The organism is Providencia sp. PROV150, assembly GCF_028481025.1.
Classification (GTDB): Bacteria; Pseudomonadota; Gammaproteobacteria; order Enterobacterales; family Enterobacteriaceae; genus Providencia; species Providencia hangzhouensis.
Window position 1 is genome coordinate 1 of the sequence record NZ_JAMPPJ010000012.1, and the last position, 17,864, is coordinate 17,864.

Genomic DNA, 17,864 nt, shown 5'->3' on the forward strand with positions numbered 1-17,864 from the left:
TTGCCTCAACTCGAATTATTTAGAAAAAATACTTGGTTTCTAATCAAATGAAAGTTCTTTAGGAAAAATACTTAATTTCTAATCAAATGAAAAATATGTATAAAACTAATGATTAAATAATCATCTTTTATTTCTTAAATTAAATTTAGATTAATTGAAAATAATTTGATGGATATATTTATAGAATAAAAAGGATAAGTAAAAATAAAGGTGCTTTCTTGGCTAAATAAAGCACAGAAATTTAAGTTAAATAAGTTTCTTTAATACTCAGTGATATAAATCACAGTTCTTTTTTTCCTACGAAAAATATTCACAACTCCTCAATGGAATAAGTTGAGTTAATTAAGGTGAATTTGTCATCATTAATTCATTTTTGTGAGCTATATAAAAATCAAGCCCAATAAAAAGATGAAAATCGTGATTTAGTCACAAAAAATGGTTACTGTTTGCAGTGTATTATCATTAAAAATTGACGTCATGCACATAGTGTAAAATTTTAACGCTAACTTTGTTGTTTATTTGTTCAATTTTACAGGGTAGGTACTCAGATTTGAGAGGCAATTTTCTCTCAATAATGGCAACTAAGGGGATTACATGAATAAAGTATTAAAACTTTCAACACTTGCTATGTTAGTCGCATTTAATGCGAACGCAGCAACAGTTGATTTACGCGTAATGGAAACATCGGATGTTCACAGCAACCTCATTGATTTTGACTATTATAGAGACAAGCCGACAGAGCAATTTGGTTACGTTCGTACCGCGACATTAATTAAAGCCGCTAAACAAGAAGCGACAAACTCAGTATTAGTGGACAACGGAGATTTAATCCAAGGTAGCCCATTAGCAGACTATATAGTAGGTGAAGGTTTAAAAGACGGTGAATCTCACCCTGCACATAAACTTTTAAATACTATGGGTTACACCGTAGGTAACTTCGGTAACCATGAGTTTAACTTTGGATTAGAATTCTTACATAAAGCTATTGATGGCGCAAAATTCCCATACATTAACGCTAATATTATTGATGCGAAAACGGGTAAAAACTACTTTAACCCATACATTATTGTAGATACACCGGTTAAAGATAGAGACGGTAAAACGCACACTATCAAGATTGGTTACATTGGTTTTGTTCCCCCACAAATTCTTATTTGGGATAAACCAAATTTAGAAGGCAAAGTTTTAGTTAATGACATTACTGAAACTGCGAAAAAATTTGTACCACAAATGAAAAAAGAAGGTGCGGATTTAGTTGTTGCTATTCCTCACTCTGGTTTTTCTCAAGAGCCATATAAAGCAATGGCTGAAAACTCAGTTTATTACCTCAGTGAAGTCCCAGGTATCGACGCTATTATGTTTGGCCACTCACACGGCGTATTCCCTAGCAAAGATTTCAGCGATATCAAAGGTGTTGATATTGCAAAGGGAACAGTTAATGGTGTACCTGCGGTTATGCCAGGACAGTGGGGTGATCATTTAGGTGTGGTTGATTTAGTGGTCAATAATGATGATGGCGCGTGGAAAGTGGTTGATGCAACAGCTCATGCACGCCCTGTCTATGATAAACCAAATAAGAAAGCCTTGGTTGAGCGTGATGGCGACCTAGCAAAAATTATTGAACAAGAACACCAAGATACTCGTAAGTTTGTCGGAAAACATATCGGTAAAGCATCCGAAAATATGTACAGCTACTTAGCATTGGTTCAAAGCGACCCAACTGTACAAATCGTGAATGATGCTCAAATCGATTACACCAAAAACTTTATTCAAGGTGACCCTGACCTCGCAGATTTACCAGTTCTTGCAGCCGCAGCGCCATTTAAAGCGGGTGGACGTAAAAATTCACCGACTGAATTTATTGAAGTCGAAAAAGGTGATTTAACTTTCCGTAATGCTGCTGACTTATATTTATATCCAAATACATTAGTTGTAGTTAAAGCCACAGGTGCGGATGTCGTCGAGTGGTTAGAATGTTCAGCCGGGATGTTCAATCAAATCAACCCACAATCAACAGCACCACAAAGCTTATTGAATTGGAATGGTTTCAGAACTTATAATTTCGATACAATTAGTGGTGTAAATTACCAAATCGACCTGACTCAGCCAGCGAAATACGATGTTGATTGCCAAACAGTCAACAAAGATGCTAACCGAATCAAAAACGTAACCTACCAAGGTAAACCGATTGATCCAAAAGCAACTTTCTTAGTGGCAACGAATAACTACCGTGGCTACGGCGGTAAATTTGCTGGAACAGGTGATAATAATGTTGCATTTGCATCACCGGATGAAAACCGTTCTATTTTAGCGGCTTATATTGCTAAAGAGTCTAAAGATAAAGGACAAATTGCGACTAAAGCGGCTAATAATTGGTCATTCACTCCAATTAAAACAGACAAAAAACTGGATATTCGCTTTGAAACTGCACCGAGTGAAAAAGCAGCAAAATTCATCAAAGAGAATGCACAGTATCCGATGAAACAAGTCGGTACTGATGATATTGGTTTCGCTATTTATCAAATAGATTTAACCGAGAAGTAATCTGAACACATTGATATCATTCAAGCCTACCTACGGGTGGGCTTTTTAGTGGCTAAATAATGTGTTTAAGAGGTACTTTTTAGAGGGGAAAATAGTGCTCGGAATATTAAGACAATTTTTACATTAAATATTCCGAGCAGTTATGATTAAGGTAAACATTATGGAGCTACTCATAAAAGACATTTAACATAGGTAATTTAGTGTGTTTATCATACTCAACTTTCACATATTCAGATTCTACCTTTTGGCCATTTTTTAAAGACCCAGTTATTGAAACATCTTTACCTTTTCGGTAACACGTAATATTCACTTGCTCTTTATGTTCAACCTTAACTGAACATTGTGGCTCATAGATATAACCTGTAAATGTAATTGTACCTCCTGATGAATTATTACTTGCATAGGTGAAAGAACAACTTGAAATGATTATAGCAACAACAGATGTTAGTAAAGATAAACCTTTCATAGTCCACCCCCCCTTAATAACACTTACACGATGGAACGTGTTTTTGTGCTCTCACTTTTAGTGTAGTTCAAATATCTATAATGCAAAACTAAAAATGAAAATATACTTAGAGTTTAGTAGGGTGATTGGCTAATGAATTGATAAATATCAACTTATGTAGTTGTCAAATTTCGCATGTTCAATTAATAGTCAGACGGTAACACGAGTGTAATAATAATAGTATAATTGTAAATATTTCTTTTTATTTCGATAAACTATTTTGAATAAATATGTTTTATTGAGGGTGCGGATTAATTTAGAATAAGTTATAAGTTAAAACTATGATCATCATTGGTGATGACATTGAATTATTCACCTTGATTATATCAAATAAATAAAATCCTCTCGTAAATATATTACGAGAGGATTATTTAAATTCTTAGTATTCTAGTTTATTTGAAAACTTTGAAACGAACATCGTCGTCCATAAAGTCTTTATCACCAGCGGGTGCATTAATCGAACCAAATACCATTTGAGCGCGTAATATCCAGTTAGCTGGTACATTCCATGTTGTTTGAACGTCATTATCAATCAGTGGATTGTAATGTTGCAAAGATGCACCGATATTTTCTTGTGATAATGCTGTCCAGACTGCAAATTGTGCGATACCACTGGCTTGTTCAGACCAAATTGGGAAATTATCCGCATATAAAGGGAATTGTTCTTGTAAACCTTTTACGATGTTTTCGTCTTCAAAAAACAGAATAGAACCAGCCCCTGCAGCAAAGCTATCAATTTTTTGTTCTGTTGAAGCGAAGGCTTGCTCAGGAACAATTTTACGCAGTGCTTCTTTAGTCATATTCCACAATTTTTTGTGTTCAGCACCAAATAAAATTACCACACGAGACGTTTGCGAGTTAAATGATGATGGTGAATGTTTAACTGCTTCTTTAATTAGTTTCGTGACGTGTTCTTCTGATACTGGTAAAGCATCGCCGAGGTTATAAATAGTACGACGATTTTTAATCATTTCGATAAATGCGTTAGACATTTTAGTCTCCTAGCTTTTCATTAGCGCACGGCATTTTATTGAATAAATCTTAGAAGCCGTAGTGTGTTTCAATGGTTATTACTATAACTTGGCGAATGAAAAATCATAGAAAAAAAATTTAACGATAAGGTTCAAATTTTTGCACTAAGTTAAGTTTTGCTTTTAATTTGTTTAAAATCAATATATTAAATATATTTCTGGTGAGGTTTTATGATGGGAGATGACATTAATAGGCACAAATGAATAATATACATATAAAATAATTGAGCATAGAAAAAGAGAGAATAGATGGGTCATTAAAGAGCCTAGCAAGAGGCGTAATCCTGCTAGGCAAGAATGATAACTAGTTTTACTTAATTGAGTTCACTAACATTTTTGGTTATTTCGATTTTAGTTCCACCAAAATTATCAATGATGTACTTTCTTACCGCTTCAGTGTGGTACAGTTCTGCTAATTTGGCAAATTTAGGGTTATCCTTGTTATCTGTTTTAACAACTAATAAATTGATATTATTAATAATAGTCTCATCATTCTCTTCCCTAAATAACGAGTCAGTTAAAACGTTTAACCCGCCTTCTTGTGCAGCGGTATTACCTATGACTGCAATATCAACATCAGGCAATGCTCTTGGGCCATGAGCATATTTTATTTGCCTAAAAACTAAGTCCTTAGGGTTCGAGACAATATCATTAGTAGACCCTGTGGCTTGGTTAAAATTAGGTTTTAATGCAATTAACCCCGACTTTTCAAGTAATTTAAGTGCACGTATATGGTTGGCGGCATCATTGGGAATGGCAACGATAGATTGCTTAGGTAAATCAGCTAATTTTTTATGTTTTACCGAATATATGCCCATTGGCTCAAAGTAGGTGGTTGAGATCGCCGTTAATTGGTTATTATGATTTTTATTAAAATCTTTTAAAAACCCCCAAGATTGAAATGCATTAACATCAACATCTCCGTCAATGGTAGCGACGTTGAGTGTTATTCCATCGTCAATAATTTTGACATCAATATCGAGGTTGGCTTGTTTAGCTTCCGGTGATTGGGCAATAAATTTCCATATATCCGCATCACTACCGTGGCTGCCAATAATAATTTTTTGTGAAGTTACTTTTTGTGGTGCTGTAATTTCATTGGTGTCTTCTTCTTGGGAGCAAGCCACTATGGCTGATAACGACAAGGACAATAACACTGCAGGTAGTTTTTTCATTTGATGATCTCTAATTGGTTTTGTTCTCGGTATCTAACCAAATAAAAATAACGCTTTATAAATAATATTTTTTTCATATTTCTTATTTTCAGTTATATAAGATGTGAACTGTTACAAAAAGTTATATCGATATAGTTTTAAATTATTTTTAGTAATATCAGATGTGGTATTTAATCGAGTGATAAATATATCTTGAATTTTATTCATTATTTAAATAAATATTTTAGAAGGTCGATTAATATGTCTATAACACAATTACCCATTATTGATTTACAAGAACTCGAAAACCCTGAAACACGAGAGAATTTCTACAAAAAATTACGGGTTATTGCTAGAGAAATTGGTTTTTTTTATCTCGTTGGGCACAATATTCCTGTTGGTACACGTGAGCAACTATTAGCCACAACTAAACAATTTTTTGCCTTACCTCAAAGCGAAAAAGAAAGCATTTCGATGGAGCACTCAAAGCATTTTCGTGGGTATACAGCATCCACGGAAGAGAGCACTCGTAGCCAGCCAGATTACCGTGAACAGATTGATATTGGTGAAGAGTTACCTGCATTGCAAGTTAATCAAGATGACCCTATCTGGTTTAATTTACACGGGCCAAACCAATGGCCGCAATCTTTACCTGAACTTAAATCTCAGGCACTTGCGTGGCAAAGTGAAATGCGAACCATTGCAGTAAAATTAATTAAAGCGTTTTTAGTTGCACTAGAATTACCTGAAAATAGTTTTGATAAAATTATTGCCGAGCCGGCACAACATTTATTAAAACTTATTCATTACCCGGCAAGAGAAAATAATAATGAAGGAGAGCAAGGCGTTGGCGCACATAAAGATGCGGGGATCTTAACCTTATTATGGCAGGACAATAGTGGAGGCCTACAAGTTGAAACAGATGTAGGCTGGATAGATGTTGAACCTTTGGAAAATGCATTTGTGGTAAATATTGGAGAAGTATTTGAATTAGCCACTAATGGCTATTTACGTGCGAATGTTCATCAAGTTGTTAGGCGTAAAAATAGTCATTCTCGTTATTCTATTGCTTATTTTATTACGCCAAATATTTTTGCAGAAGAAGTCCCATTATTAAATTTACCCCATTATTTAGCGCAACAAGCGTTAGGGCCTGATAGCGATCCATTGAATCCATTATTTACCAACCTCGGAAAAAATGTCATTAAAGGGCGCTTGCGCTCCCATTTAACGGTCACACGTCGCTTTTATCCTAAGGAATATGAGCAAATAATAAGTAATAATAATATTATCTGAGCAGTCGAGTCGTTAGAGATATGATGATAAACCATATTGGAGCTAAAAATGTCAGAACAGAGCTATAAAAAGGACTTACAAGGTAAAGAATTATCTCCAGAAACCTTAATGATGAGTTATGGCTATGACCCTAAGCTTTCAGAAGGGTCAATTAAGCCACCTGTTTTTCTGACATCCACATTTGTATTTAAAACCGCTCAGGAAGGGAAAGATTTTTTTAACTTAGTTAGTGGGCGCACACAAACGAGCGAAAACCAGAAACAAGGATTGGTGTATTCACGTTTTAACCACCCAAATAGTGAGATTGTCGAAGACAGACTCGCCCTGTATGAGGGGGCAGAAAGCGCAGCGCTATTTTCTTCTGGTATGTCGGCAATTACAACGTGCTTAATGGCAGTATTGCAACCGGGTGATGTGTTACTCCATTCTCAGCCACTTTATGGTGGAACTGAAACCTTATTTTTAAACACGTTAGCCCGTTTTGGAATAACTTCGGTTCCTTTTCAAAATGGTTATGAGCAAGAATCTATTTTAGACGTTGCTAAACGTATCGAAAAAGGTAAAAAAGTCGCGGCTATCTATATTGAAACGCCGTCTAATCCATTGAATACACTTGTTGATATTGAATTAATTAGCCAAGTGGCAAAGCAGATATCGACGAACCAAAATGGACAAATTCCATTAGTCATTTGCGATAATACGTTGCTAGGGCCTGTATTTCAAAAGCCGTTGTCATTAGGCGCAGATTTAAGTGTGTACTCACTAACTAAATATGTGGGAGGGCATTCAGACCTAGTTGCGGGTGCTGTGGTTGGAAGTCAGGAGTTAGTCAAGAAAGTGAAGGCGCAACGTAATGCCATCGGTACACAGCTTGACCCCCATTCTAGCTGGATGTTAGGGCGGTCATTAGAAACATTACAGTTACGTATGGAAAGGGCAAATGAGAGTGCAAAAATATTGGCTGAATATCTTCATCAGCACCCTAAAGTCAGCAAAGTGCATTTTCCTGCTTTTTTTCCGGAAGGAAGTGTGGAACATCAAGTTTATCAAAAACAATGCACGGGTGCAGGCTCAACTTTCTCTATCAATGTGGGGAGTAATGAAGCGGATGCATTTCGTTTTCTAGACAACTTAGCTATCTTTAAATTAGCAGTTAGCCTAGGGGGGACGGAGTCGCTCGCCAGCCATCCGGCGTCCACAACCCATTCAGGTGTTGCTCAAAAAGTCCGGGAGCATATTGGTATTAGTGATAATTTAGTGCGCTTATCAATTGGTATTGAAAATGTGAATGACCTTAAATATGCATTGGAACTAGCATTAGAGGCAATTTAATCATCAGGGTGGGGTTTTCCCACCCTGAATAATCACAAAATTGCGTTAACTGATGCGGTATTGTGCGGGAAGTTCGCTAAAACCAAGTCCATTGCCCTTTTTCACTGCAATTTGTACGGGGATGCGCTCTTTCATTGCTTCCACATGGCTAATTACGCCAATAGTTTTGCCGGATGCATTCAAACTTTCTAATGCATCTAGGGCAATATCTAACGTTTCTGCATCTAAAGTACCAAAACCTTCGTCTAAAAAGAGCGATTCCAATTGTGTACGGTGACTCACCATATCGGATAGCGCTAGGGCCAATGCTAAACTAACTAAAAAGCTTTCCCCGCCAGAAAGCGTTTTAATGTCTCTAATGCTATCTGCTTGCCAGCCATCAATAACTTGTAACTCAAGGTTTGCTTGGTGGCTACGCTGTAATAAATAACGACCATGAAGTTTTTCAAGTTGTTGATTGGCTAAAGAAACTAAACAATCCAAAGTTAGGCCTTGTGCATAACGTCGGAATTTATCCCCTTCAGCGGAGCCGATAAGTAAACTGAGATAGCTCCAATCGTCATAACTTAATTGGCTTTTCTCTATTTCTTGCAGTAAATCTTGTTGCTGATGGCGCAGTTGCTTATCTGCACTGAGTTGGTTAATTATCTGGCCTTGCTTTTGGTTTATTTGCTTAATTTCTTCATCAAGTTGAGTGACTACTGTTTGTAATTGTGTTTCAGTAAGCGCCGAAAAATCAGCAATGCGTTGTTGATTCAGTGCTTCAATCGCCTGTAGCCCCTCTTTATAACGTGTTTCACACTGAATACGAGCTTGGTTTATGCGCTGTTTTAGCTCTTCTAATTGTTGCTTTTCTTCGTGGCTTATTAACGCATCAAGAAAGGCTTGTTGATGGCTAAATGGGCTATCTGTAAGTGATTGAGTGAACAGAATATTAGCTTGTTTTTGTGCCAGTTTTGTTTTTTCACTGGCGTCAATGAGCTCTTGATAGCTTCCATTCATTGAGGCGATAGCTTTATCAATCTCATTGAGTTGTTTACTTAATTGTTCCTGAGTTTGGAAAAGCATGGTTTGTTTATCATTCAATTTCTGAATGAATTGGCTGATAGCTAAACCAGAAAGCAGTGTTTTCCGTTGCGCTATTTTTTGCTCTAAATCTAGCTCAATTTGTTTAAGACGATTTCTTTCTTGTTCAATTTGTTGAGTGAGAATACGGAGTTGTGCTGACTCAACTTTTAATGTGGCAGTATTGACTTCAATTTGTTGGCTAAGTGTTTGCGCCGCCATTTTTTGGTTATTAAAGCGCTCACTTCGCTGAGTAACTTCGCGAAACCATTCATCAAACTTATCTTTATCTGGCGCGCTTAAGTTAAATGGATTTAGGGTGGATTGCCATTGCTCTATTTGTATCTGTTTACGCTGTTGGAGCTGATTATGTTCTTTTTGGAGCTCATCAAGTTGTTGCGTTTGGTTTTTTAAACGCTCTTCGACTAATAACAGTTCTGATTGCAGCTGTGTAAAGCTAGCTTGTTGTTCATGTAAATGATGTTTGGCTTGCTGATATTCACGTTCTAGAGCCGCCATATCCGCCACTATTCTCTGTTGCGTAGCTAATTGATCCGTTAATTGATTAACTAAGATGGTGACGGCTTGCTCATTTTGGGCTAACTCAGGAGTGAGTGCTTGCTCACATGTCTTTTGCCACTGTTGGTTAAAAGCATCGAATTGTTCATTGGTTTGCTGTTGTTGCTGTAAGTTTTCGTTCTGACGTTGTTTTTGTGTGTGAAGTTGTGATTCTAACTGAGCTTGTTGCTGTTTTAATTGGTCGAGTTTATCTGTTAGTTCAATGAGTTGTTGCTGCGTTTCACTGAGATGGATTGATTGATAATCGTTAACTGCAGGGTGCTCTGTTGCACCACATAATGGGCAGGGGTTACCTGCTATGAGTTGCTGGCGCTCATGCTCTAGGCTGACAATTTTTTGTTCTAATTGTAATTTATCATTGGTTAGTTTGACGCGTGGGGCTAACTCATTAATACGTGTCAGGGCAATGCTCAACTCTTTTTGCGTTGCAGTGATACTTTGTGCTAATTCAGCATCTTTTTGAATTTCTTTCTGTTTTTGTGTTTGAGTATTAAGGCATTGAGATAATATTAGGGGTAATAACTTGGCATGCTGTAATCGAGCTTGTAGCTGTTCAATGTGTTGATTGATGGTGTTAACATCATGTTTTTCTTGATTTTGTTTGTAGGTTTCTTCTTGTTTTTTGAATGCGACGGTGCTGCGCTCTAACTCGAGACGTTTTTGGGCTAATTTTTCAGTTTGCACCTGTTGTTGCCGCTGTAACTGTGCGACGCCATTTGAAAGTATTTGTTGTTTATTGTGTAAACTTGCCAGTTTGTCGGCTAATTCGAAAATAAAATGACCTTGTTGTTGCCAACTACCTATTTGGGAACTCAGTTCAGCGTCTTTTGGGTGCGCTTCTAGGAATAGGTTGTGTTTCTTTAACTCAATGTGAGCATTTTGGATCTGACTCTGTGTCTCATTAACTAAGTGTTGTTTTTGCTGAAGAGTTGTGTGTTGTTGTTCAATTTGCTGCGTAATTTCAGACTGTTGCTGTTTCAATTGTGCAATTTGGTTATCCAGAGGCCTGACAGTTTCATCAATCAATTGATGTTGTTGTTTAGCAAAATCAAGGTGTTGTTGATACTCGGATTGTGATTTCAACAACTTCTCTTGCAGTGGGGCACGTTCAGCTTGCTGAGTTTGCAAGCTAAGTTGCAAACGTTGTTGTTTATTCGTGTATTCAGTGAGTCGCTGTTGCTGGCGTTCAACTTCCTGCCATAACGGGCGAAGGGATTCCGCAGGAGCGCTGTCCGCCAACCGTTTCAACTGAGGCTGTGCGGCTTGGAACTCAAGCTCGTTTTTTTTAAGCTCATCATCAAGTGATTGCATGCGCTGGGTGAGCTGGTGATATTGTTGCCACCAATTAACCCCTTGTTGGTGGCGAGCCCGCTGTTGCTTGGTTTGAGTCTCTTGTTCAAGTAAATGGTTTTGTTGTGCCAATAACTCTTGATGTTCTGCTTCAGTGAGTAAATTAATACTTTGCGCTTTCGCTTTTAGCAAATCTAAGTCAATTTTAGCTTGCTTGTGTTGATTAAAAACATAAATTGAAATTTGGCTATAAATTTCTGTGCCTGTAATTTCTTCAAGTAAATCAGCGCGTTCTTTTTCTGAAGCATTTAAAAATGCAGCGAAATCACCTTGAGAGAGTAAGATTGATTTGGTAAAACGGCCAAAATCTAGCCCTGTAATTTTGGCAATATTATCACGCACCTCCGTAATTTTGACGGCTAATATTTTACCGTCAGAAACCTGAGCCAACTCAGCTTTTGCATCTTGTAGGTTACCATCGGCTTTGTTGCCTGCACGGCGTTGACTCCAAAAGGCGCGATAAGCTACGCCCTTGACCTCAAATTCGACTTCAGCAAGGCATTCCCCAGTATGGCGGGTCATCAATTCATTTTTACTTTTTGAAATTGGGCCTAATCGTGGTGTTTGATGATAAAGCGCGAGGCAAATTGCATCCAATAAAGTGGTTTTTCCTGCACCTGTGGCACCTGTAATGGCAAATAGCCCATTGCTAGCAAATGGCTCTTCAGTGAAATCAATTTTCCATTCACCTCTAAGGGAGTTAATATTTTTTAAACGTAAACTTAAAATCTTCATATTAACTTTCCTTGCTCATTTGTAATGCGTCATAAGATTGTTGAAATAACTGCACTAGGCGCTGTTCACGCTCAGGATCTTCTAATGACTCTTGGGCAAGGCGACGTAAAAAAACGTCTTCTACGGTGAGTTCACTCAATGTTTCATTGGCCAAGGTTTGGTTTTGTCCCTGTATTTGCTTGCGTGCACGGCGTAGTATCACGATTTCGACAGGGAGGTCTTGTGTCAACGCTTCAATACGTTGTTGGATATCAGCGAGGTAATCTTGTGAAGCGACTTCAATATCAAGCCAAACCGGTTTATCACCTTGGTAATCTTTCCATATCTCTAATTGCTGTTCTATTTGGCTTAAGGATCCTTTAATGCTTTGTAATGGCTGAATAATGGGGATTTCCAAGGGGGTAATTTGAGTTAATTCACTTCCAGTGAATTCAATAAGGCAGACACTTTTTTGTTGCGCTGTTTCGTCAAAACTTAATGCAATAGGTGAACCGCAGTAGCGAATATTTTCTTGTCCTCCAATCACTTGGGGGCGATGAATATGGCCAAGGGCAATATAGTCAGCAGGGGGAAAGGCCCCAGAAGGAAACGCATCTAACGTACCAATATAAATGTCTCTCACAGAGTCAGTTAAGGCTGCGCCGACAACGGTTAAATGGCCAGTTGCAATAATTGGAATATCCAACCCTAAAGCGGCTCGTTGTTCTAGTGCGAGTTGGTAGCTGGCTTGGTAATGTTCATGAATAGCGCTTTGTAGTGAGCGTTGTTTCTCTTCAATATCTTGCCCTGCGATACTCAGTTGAATATCCCGAGGACGTAAAAAAGGAATGGCACAAACTAAGCCGATAGGTTGCGCTTGTTTATTCACTAATGTAATAACATGCGGCTCACTTCCAGATGTAATGACTTGTGTATTCAAGTAACGAAGTAGAGCGCTTGACTCATTGAGTACAGAAACAGAGTCGTGATTACCGCTTAAAATAACCAGTTGGCAACCTGTTTTTTGTAAGTCGACAATAAATTTGTTGTACAGCTCACGTGCATAGCTCGGTGGTGAACCTGTATCAAATATATCACCTGCAACGATGACGGCATCAACATGGTGTAGTTCTACTTGCTCAACTAGCCAATTTAAGAAATGTTGGTGCTCAGGCGCACGGCTTTTGGTAAAAAAATACTGACCAAGGTGCCAGTCTGAGGTATGAATAATGCGCATGAGTTATCAATTCCTATCATCAATAATGAGCATGAACGTTCGATAATGAGAGTATACCTGATCCATATAATGGGTGAGGGGTGTTTGTGACTTTATTACCATGTTGCGGAAATATTTCACTTAAATGACATTTAACCGTTAAAATAAAGATTAATATGCGTTTTACCCATTGATATTCATAATTCTGTCATAAAAGTGACGCATAATGCTTTCACATTTTAAATGTCTTCTTAATTTTACAGGAACAATCATGGCAAGACGCATTCTAGTTGTTGAAGATGAAGCGCCCATCCGAGAAATGGTTTGTTTTGTATTAGAACAGAATGGTTTTCAGCCTATTGAAGCTGATGATTATGACAGTGCGATTGCACAACTCGTTGACCCGCTACCCGACCTCGTCCTACTGGATTGGATGATCCCAGGGGGCTCCGGTATTCAAGTAATTAAGCATATGAAGCGTGATAGCGCAACACGTGACGTTCCTGTCATGATGTTAACTGCACGAGGAGAAGAAGAAGACCGCGTAAAAGGTTTGGAAGTTGGCGCGGATGACTATCTTATCAAGCCATTTTCACCTAAGGAATTAATTGCTCGGGTAAAGGCAATTTTACGTCGTATTTCACCAATGGCGACGGAAGATATTATTGAAATGAATGGGTTAACATTAGACCCTACCTCTCATCGTGTGACCAGCAATGACATTCCTATTGATATGGGGCCAACTGAATATAAATTACTACATTTTTTCATGACTCACCCTGAACGCGTATATAGTAGAGAACAGTTACTAAATTATGTCTGGGGAGCCAATGTGTATGTTGAGGATAGAACCGTTGACGTGCATATTCGGCGGTTAAGAAAGGCACTAGAGACGGAAGGTCATGATAAAATGGTACAAACTGTACGTGGTACAGGTTATCGTTTTTCTATCCGTTATTAAAACCCACAAAGGGAGAGGCATGCGTGCTTGAACGTTTATCGATTAAGCAGCTGATTTGGGGGCTGTTTTTATTTATCTTACCCGCCCTTATTTTATCGGTTTTTATTGGCCACCTAGCGTGGCTATTAGTGATATCGCTACTTGCTGCACTGATATGGCATGGGTATAACCTGCTCAAGCTTTCTTACTGGTTATGGCTAGATAAAAGTATGTTGCCCCCTGAAGGGCGAGGTGGGTGGGAACCCATTTTTTATGGTATCTACCAGATGCAGCAACGTAATCGAAAACGCCGCCGTGAATTAGGCCAGTTAATTAAACGATTTCGTAGTGGTGCAGAATCACTACCTGATGCAGTGGTAATGATGACAACCGAAGGGAATATCTTCTGGTGTAATCGCCATGCGCAGGCTTTACTCGGCTTTCGTTGGCCTGAAGATAATGGTCAACATATTTTTAATTTATTACGTTATCCTGATTTTAGCCGTTACTTCACCATCAAACGTTATGACCAAGCGCTGACTATCGAGCTCAATAGTGGTGAAATCGTTGAGTTTCGTATCTTGCCATATACCGAAGGGCAGTTATTGATGGTTGCGCGAGATGTGACAGAAAAACGTCGTTTGGAAAAGGCGCGTAGGGACTTTTTTGCGAATGTGAGCCATGAATTACGGACTCCCCTCACTGTCATTCAAGGTTACCTAGAGGTTATGGATGACCAAGAAAACGTGACTGCGGTCAATAAAAAAGCACTGCATGTTATGCAAGAGCAAACGCACCGCATGGATAACTTAGTTAAGCAGCTTTTGCAGCTATCACGCATCGAAATTGCCCCTCAAATTAACCTTGATGAGCAAGTGAATATCCCTGTCATTCTCAAAATGATTGAGCAAGAAGCGCTTAGTTTAAGCCAAGGGCGTCATCAATTTGAATTTCATGTTGATGAAAAATTGCGTGTTCATGGTAATGAAGAGCAATTACGTAGTGCAGTGGCGAACTTAGTCTATAACGCGATCAGCCATACGCCTGAAGGCACCAAAATTTGGGTTGATTGGCAGAGAAGCGGGCAAGGGGCGCGTTTTAGTGTGAGAGATAACGGGCAAGGGATACCCGCAGAGCATATCCCTCGTTTAACCGAACGTTTTTATCGAGTAGATAAAGCACGTTCCCGCCAAGGCGGTGGAGGTACTGGCCTTGGGTTAGCTATTGTTAAACATGCATTACAACATCATAGTAGTCAGTTGGTGGTGACGAGCCAGTTAGGTAAAGGGAGTGAATTTTCATTTACGTTACCAACAGTACTAATTGTTGATGATAAAAAACTTAAAAATGGGTAAATAATTCCACTTTGTTAATATAATCAAATATTAATAAAGTGGATTATTTCTATTCACCAGTCCATATAGGTATTCAATTCAATATTCATATATTTAATGCTGATAATTGCTGTCACATTAATTATATGTTCTGTTAAATAATCAATTATAATCACTAGAAAAAGATGAGTTGTTCATTTTTCGAACAAAGCATATAACGAGTATTGGGATTTTGCTGAAAGTAATCACTAGTTCTGAAAATTAGTTTAGTTATTTATTCTTGTTTTTAGGTTTGCTATTGCCTTTTTGCCCTATAAAAGTTCTACTTGTTGTCAGTTATTGGCGAATTTTTCTGTTTTTTGACTTTTCATTTCGTGTGATACAAGCAAATATACTTTTTTATATTGTTAACAGTATGTTTATCAGAATTCTATCTCGCTATATATATTTCAAAGGGTTGCTAAGTGTAAACCCATAATTTTCTATTTTGTCACTTAAAAATAACATAATATGGCTCATCGTTTATCATCAAGAGATATCATCGCATTAGGCTTTATGACTTTTGCGTTATTCGTCGGGGCAGGAAACATTATCTTTCCCCCTATGGTTGGTTTGCAGGCAGGGGAACAAGTTTGGACTGCCGCACTAGGGTTTTTGGTTACTGGTGTGGGTTTACCTGTTTTAACGGTTATTGCGCTGGCTAAAGTGGGTGGGGGTATTGAAGCACTCAGTACGCCTGTTGGCAAAACTGCAGGGCTACTATTGGCGGTTGTTGCTTATTTGTCGGTAGGGCCTCTATTCGCAACGCCAAGAACGGCAACTGTATCTTATAAAGTCGGTATCGCACCATTATTCGGTGGTGAGTCCGATATGCTATTACTGATCTACAGCGTGGTTTACTTCGTTCTAGTTATTGGTATTTCATTGTATCCAGGAAAACTGCTCGATAGCGTTGGGCACATTTTAGCGCCTGTAAAAATGCTAGCTTTGGCTATTTTGGGTATTGCGGCTGTCATGTGGCCTGCGGGTGACCCGATTCCGTCAACAATAGAATATCGTGAGATGGCTTTCTCGAACGGCTTTATCAATGGTTATCTGACAATGGATACCCTCGGTGCGATGGTATTTGGTATCGTTATTGTTAATGCGGCGCGTTCAAGGGGTATCGAAAACTCTTCATTATTAACTCGTTATACTATGTGGGCAGGGTTAATTGCAGGGGTATTATTGACGCTGGTCTATTTGTCATTGTTTAAGCTTGGTGAGAATAGTGGTTCGTTAATTCCAAACCCTGCTGATGGCGCTGACATTTTACATACCTACGTCCAATATACTTTTGGTAATTACGGTAGCTTCTTCCTCGCGGTATTAATATTTGTTGCTTGTATGGTAACTGCCGTCGGCTTAACTTGTGCTTGTGCAGAGTTCTTCAGCCGGTATGTACCGATTTCTTACCGTAAACTGGTATTGATCCTAGGTGTGTTCTCCATGGTGATCTCAAACTTAGGTTTGAGTAAGTTAATCGCCTTCTCATTACCCGTGCTAGTTTCAATTTATCCACCTTGTATTGTCTTAATTTTATTAAGCTTTACTTTGAAGTGGTGGAAAAACCCAACAATAGTGATTGCGCCGACAATGTTAGTCAGCTTTGTGGTCGGTCTAATTGGCGCCGTAAAAGCGTCAGATCATCTGAAAGGTTATATTCCTGAATGGATGACAGCAATGCCACTGTATAAGCAAGATTTAGTCTGGGTATTACCAACTGTTGTTGTGATGGTCGTGGCAATTTTATGCGATAAGTTTGTGGCACCCGCTGCGCAGCATAAACAAGTATAGTAATTTCAATTATTGAATCGAAGGGCCGCTAATGTTAGCGGCCTTTTTTTGTGTAACCAGAGCGGTTACATAACTCGTTTTGAATGGGGCTAATGATATTTTTTTGTTGAAGTTAGTACGGAGTACTAGTAGATTGGATAGGAAATGCGCAAGGAGGTGCAAATGAATTATTTAGAGTTTGTTGAAACTAGAATTTTTAGTCAGCAACGTAAACTAATTATGGAAGATAATGAATTTCAATTATTTCAGGCCTTCTTATTAGAAAACTATGAGTATGGTGACGTAATAAGCCGCTCTGGAGGATGTAGAAAAATACGTTGGAGAGCCTTAAATAAAGGAAAACGTGATGGTGTTAGGGTTATCTATTATAACAGAACCATGAGCGGTAGGTTGTATTTGCTTACGATTTATACTAAGAACGCAAAGGAAGATTTGAATGAACAAGAAAAAGCGATTTTACGAGCAATCATTCAAAAGCTTGCTTAATGGTTAAATATACTCGTAATCTTTCAAGTTGCAGCGGTGTTGATTACGCTCAGATAGCCGAGTCACATAGTTTATCTATGCTTTCCGTCTATCTTCCTTTATCACCTAACTGCCGCTCGAATTATTTAAAATATAGAATTGAATGAGTTATGTAATAAGGATAATGGTATGGGAAAAAAGCTTTTTGACGATTTAGTGAGTAGCTTAGAAGAGATGGTTGCTATCGAGAAAGGTGAATTAGTTCCTGCTAGTGAAAATATTCATCGCTTCGAACTACCAGATGTTAAAGCTATTCGTAAACACTCTGGTATGAAACAACAAGAGTTTGCAGAAGCGATAGGTTCTAGTGTTGATTTGGTCCGTAGCTGGGAACAACAACGTCGGTTTCCATCAGGAATAGCCCTCAAATTGTTGTATCTTTTAGAAAAGAAACCAAGCCTGATTAATGAGTTGAGGGCCATTCATATTTAATCCAACCCCAT

General features: G+C 38.3%; 13 protein-coding genes. 8 read left to right on the top strand and 5 right to left on the bottom strand.

Annotation, left to right across the window (positions count from 1 at the left end):
* Positions 1-594 precede the first annotated feature (594 nt).
* The gene (locus PSE83_RS09465; RefSeq protein WP_004905590.1) at positions 595-2,544 is read left to right on the top strand and encodes a bifunctional 2',3'-cyclic-nucleotide 2'-phosphodiesterase/3'-nucleotidase; all 1,950 of its coding nucleotides are present in this window, start codon (positions 595-597) and stop codon (positions 2,542-2,544) included.
* 166 nt (positions 2,545-2,710) lie between these two features.
* Here the strand turns inward: PSE83_RS09465 and PSE83_RS09470 are convergent, their stop codons facing one another.
* The 3 genes from PSE83_RS09470 to PSE83_RS09480 form a co-directional block, all read right to left on the bottom strand.
* Complete coding sequence (locus PSE83_RS09470) at positions 2,711-3,010, bottom strand: hypothetical protein (protein ID WP_004905588.1); 300 nt, start codon at positions 3,008-3,010, stop codon at positions 2,711-2,713.
* A gap of 431 nt (positions 3,011-3,441) precedes the next feature.
* Entirely contained in the window at positions 3,442-4,041 is a 600-nt protein-coding gene (locus PSE83_RS09475) for a nitroreductase family protein (RefSeq protein WP_004905586.1), read from the bottom strand.
* 353 nt (positions 4,042-4,394) lie between these two features.
* Positions 4,395-5,255, bottom strand: coding sequence for a MetQ/NlpA family ABC transporter substrate-binding protein (locus PSE83_RS09480; protein WP_004905584.1), 861 nt, complete (start codon positions 5,253-5,255; stop codon positions 4,395-4,397).
* A gap of 240 nt (positions 5,256-5,495) precedes the next feature.
* On the opposite strand from PSE83_RS09480, the gene PSE83_RS09485 reads away from it, so the two are divergent.
* Together PSE83_RS09485 and PSE83_RS09490 are read left to right on the top strand one after the other, a co-directional pair.
* Positions 5,496-6,530, top strand: coding sequence for an isopenicillin N synthase family dioxygenase (locus PSE83_RS09485; protein ID WP_153673722.1), 1,035 nt, complete (start codon positions 5,496-5,498; stop codon positions 6,528-6,530).
* A 48-nt stretch (positions 6,531-6,578) separates the two neighbouring features.
* Positions 6,579-7,862: a cystathionine gamma-synthase family protein gene (locus PSE83_RS09490; protein WP_272660827.1), complete on the top strand. Its 1,284-nt coding sequence runs from the start codon at positions 6,579-6,581 to the stop codon at positions 7,860-7,862.
* A gap of 45 nt (positions 7,863-7,907) precedes the next feature.
* On the opposite strand, the gene PSE83_RS09495 is transcribed toward PSE83_RS09490, so the two are convergent.
* Complete coding sequence (locus PSE83_RS09495; RefSeq protein ID WP_272660828.1) at positions 7,908-11,591, bottom strand: AAA family ATPase; 3,684 nt, start codon at positions 11,589-11,591, stop codon at positions 7,908-7,910.
* A 1-nt stretch (position 11,592) separates the two neighbouring features.
* Entirely contained in the window at positions 11,593-12,807 is a 1,215-nt protein-coding gene (gene sbcD, locus PSE83_RS09500) for an exonuclease subunit SbcD (protein ID WP_272660829.1), read from the bottom strand.
* Positions 12,808-13,057: 250 nt separating this feature from the next.
* On the opposite strand from sbcD, the gene phoB reads away from it, so the two are divergent.
* The 5 genes from phoB (at position 13,058) to nadS (ending at position 17,853) form a co-directional block, all read left to right on the top strand.
* Positions 13,058-13,747, top strand: coding sequence for a phosphate regulon transcriptional regulator PhoB (gene phoB / locus PSE83_RS09505; protein ID WP_036958559.1), 690 nt, complete (start codon positions 13,058-13,060; stop codon positions 13,745-13,747).
* Between the two features lie 23 nt (positions 13,748-13,770).
* Positions 13,771-15,081: a phosphate regulon sensor histidine kinase PhoR gene (gene phoR / locus PSE83_RS09510; protein ID WP_004905567.1), complete on the top strand. Its 1,311-nt coding sequence runs from the start codon at positions 13,771-13,773 to the stop codon at positions 15,079-15,081.
* A 489-nt stretch (positions 15,082-15,570) separates the two neighbouring features.
* Positions 15,571-16,896, top strand: a complete 1,326-nt coding sequence (gene brnQ, locus PSE83_RS09515; protein WP_004905565.1) for a branched-chain amino acid transport system II carrier protein — start codon at positions 15,571-15,573, stop codon at positions 16,894-16,896.
* 162 nt (positions 16,897-17,058) lie between these two features.
* A complete protein-coding gene (locus PSE83_RS09520) occupies positions 17,059-17,382 on the top strand; it encodes a hypothetical protein (RefSeq protein WP_050763780.1) in 324 nt (107 codons plus the stop codon).
* Between the two features lie 168 nt (positions 17,383-17,550).
* Positions 17,551-17,853 carry a NadS family protein gene (nadS, locus tag PSE83_RS09525; RefSeq protein ID WP_004905562.1) on the top strand — a complete coding sequence of 101 codons (303 nt, stop codon included), beginning with the start codon at positions 17,551-17,553 and terminating at the stop codon, positions 17,851-17,853.
* The last annotated feature ends 11 nt before the right edge of the window (positions 17,854-17,864 follow it).

Coding starts and splice junctions, on each gene's coding strand:
- PSE83_RS09465 (WP_004905590.1), top strand. CDS start 595: ATGAATAAAGTATTAAAACTTTCAACACTTGCTATGTTAGTCGCATTT.
- PSE83_RS09470 (WP_004905588.1), bottom strand. CDS start 3,010: ATGAAAGGTTTATCTTTACTAACATCTGTTGTTGCTATAATCATTTCA.
- PSE83_RS09475 (WP_004905586.1), bottom strand. CDS start 4,041: ATGTCTAACGCATTTATCGAAATGATTAAAAATCGTCGTACTATTTAT.
- PSE83_RS09480 (WP_004905584.1), bottom strand. CDS start 5,255: ATGAAAAAACTACCTGCAGTGTTATTGTCCTTGTCGTTATCAGCCATA.
- PSE83_RS09485 (WP_153673722.1), top strand. CDS start 5,496: ATGTCTATAACACAATTACCCATTATTGATTTACAAGAACTCGAAAAC.
- PSE83_RS09490 (WP_272660827.1), top strand. CDS start 6,579: ATGTCAGAACAGAGCTATAAAAAGGACTTACAAGGTAAAGAATTATCT.
- PSE83_RS09495 (WP_272660828.1), bottom strand. CDS start 11,591: ATGAAGATTTTAAGTTTACGTTTAAAAAATATTAACTCCCTTAGAGGT.
- sbcD (WP_272660829.1), bottom strand. CDS start 12,807: ATGCGCATTATTCATACCTCAGACTGGCACCTTGGTCAGTATTTTTTT.
- phoB (WP_036958559.1), top strand. CDS start 13,058: ATGGCAAGACGCATTCTAGTTGTTGAAGATGAAGCGCCCATCCGAGAA.
- brnQ (WP_004905565.1), top strand. CDS start 15,571: ATGGCTCATCGTTTATCATCAAGAGATATCATCGCATTAGGCTTTATG.
- PSE83_RS09520 (WP_050763780.1), top strand. CDS start 17,059: ATGAATTATTTAGAGTTTGTTGAAACTAGAATTTTTAGTCAGCAACGT.
- nadS (WP_004905562.1), top strand. CDS start 17,551: ATGGGAAAAAAGCTTTTTGACGATTTAGTGAGTAGCTTAGAAGAGATG.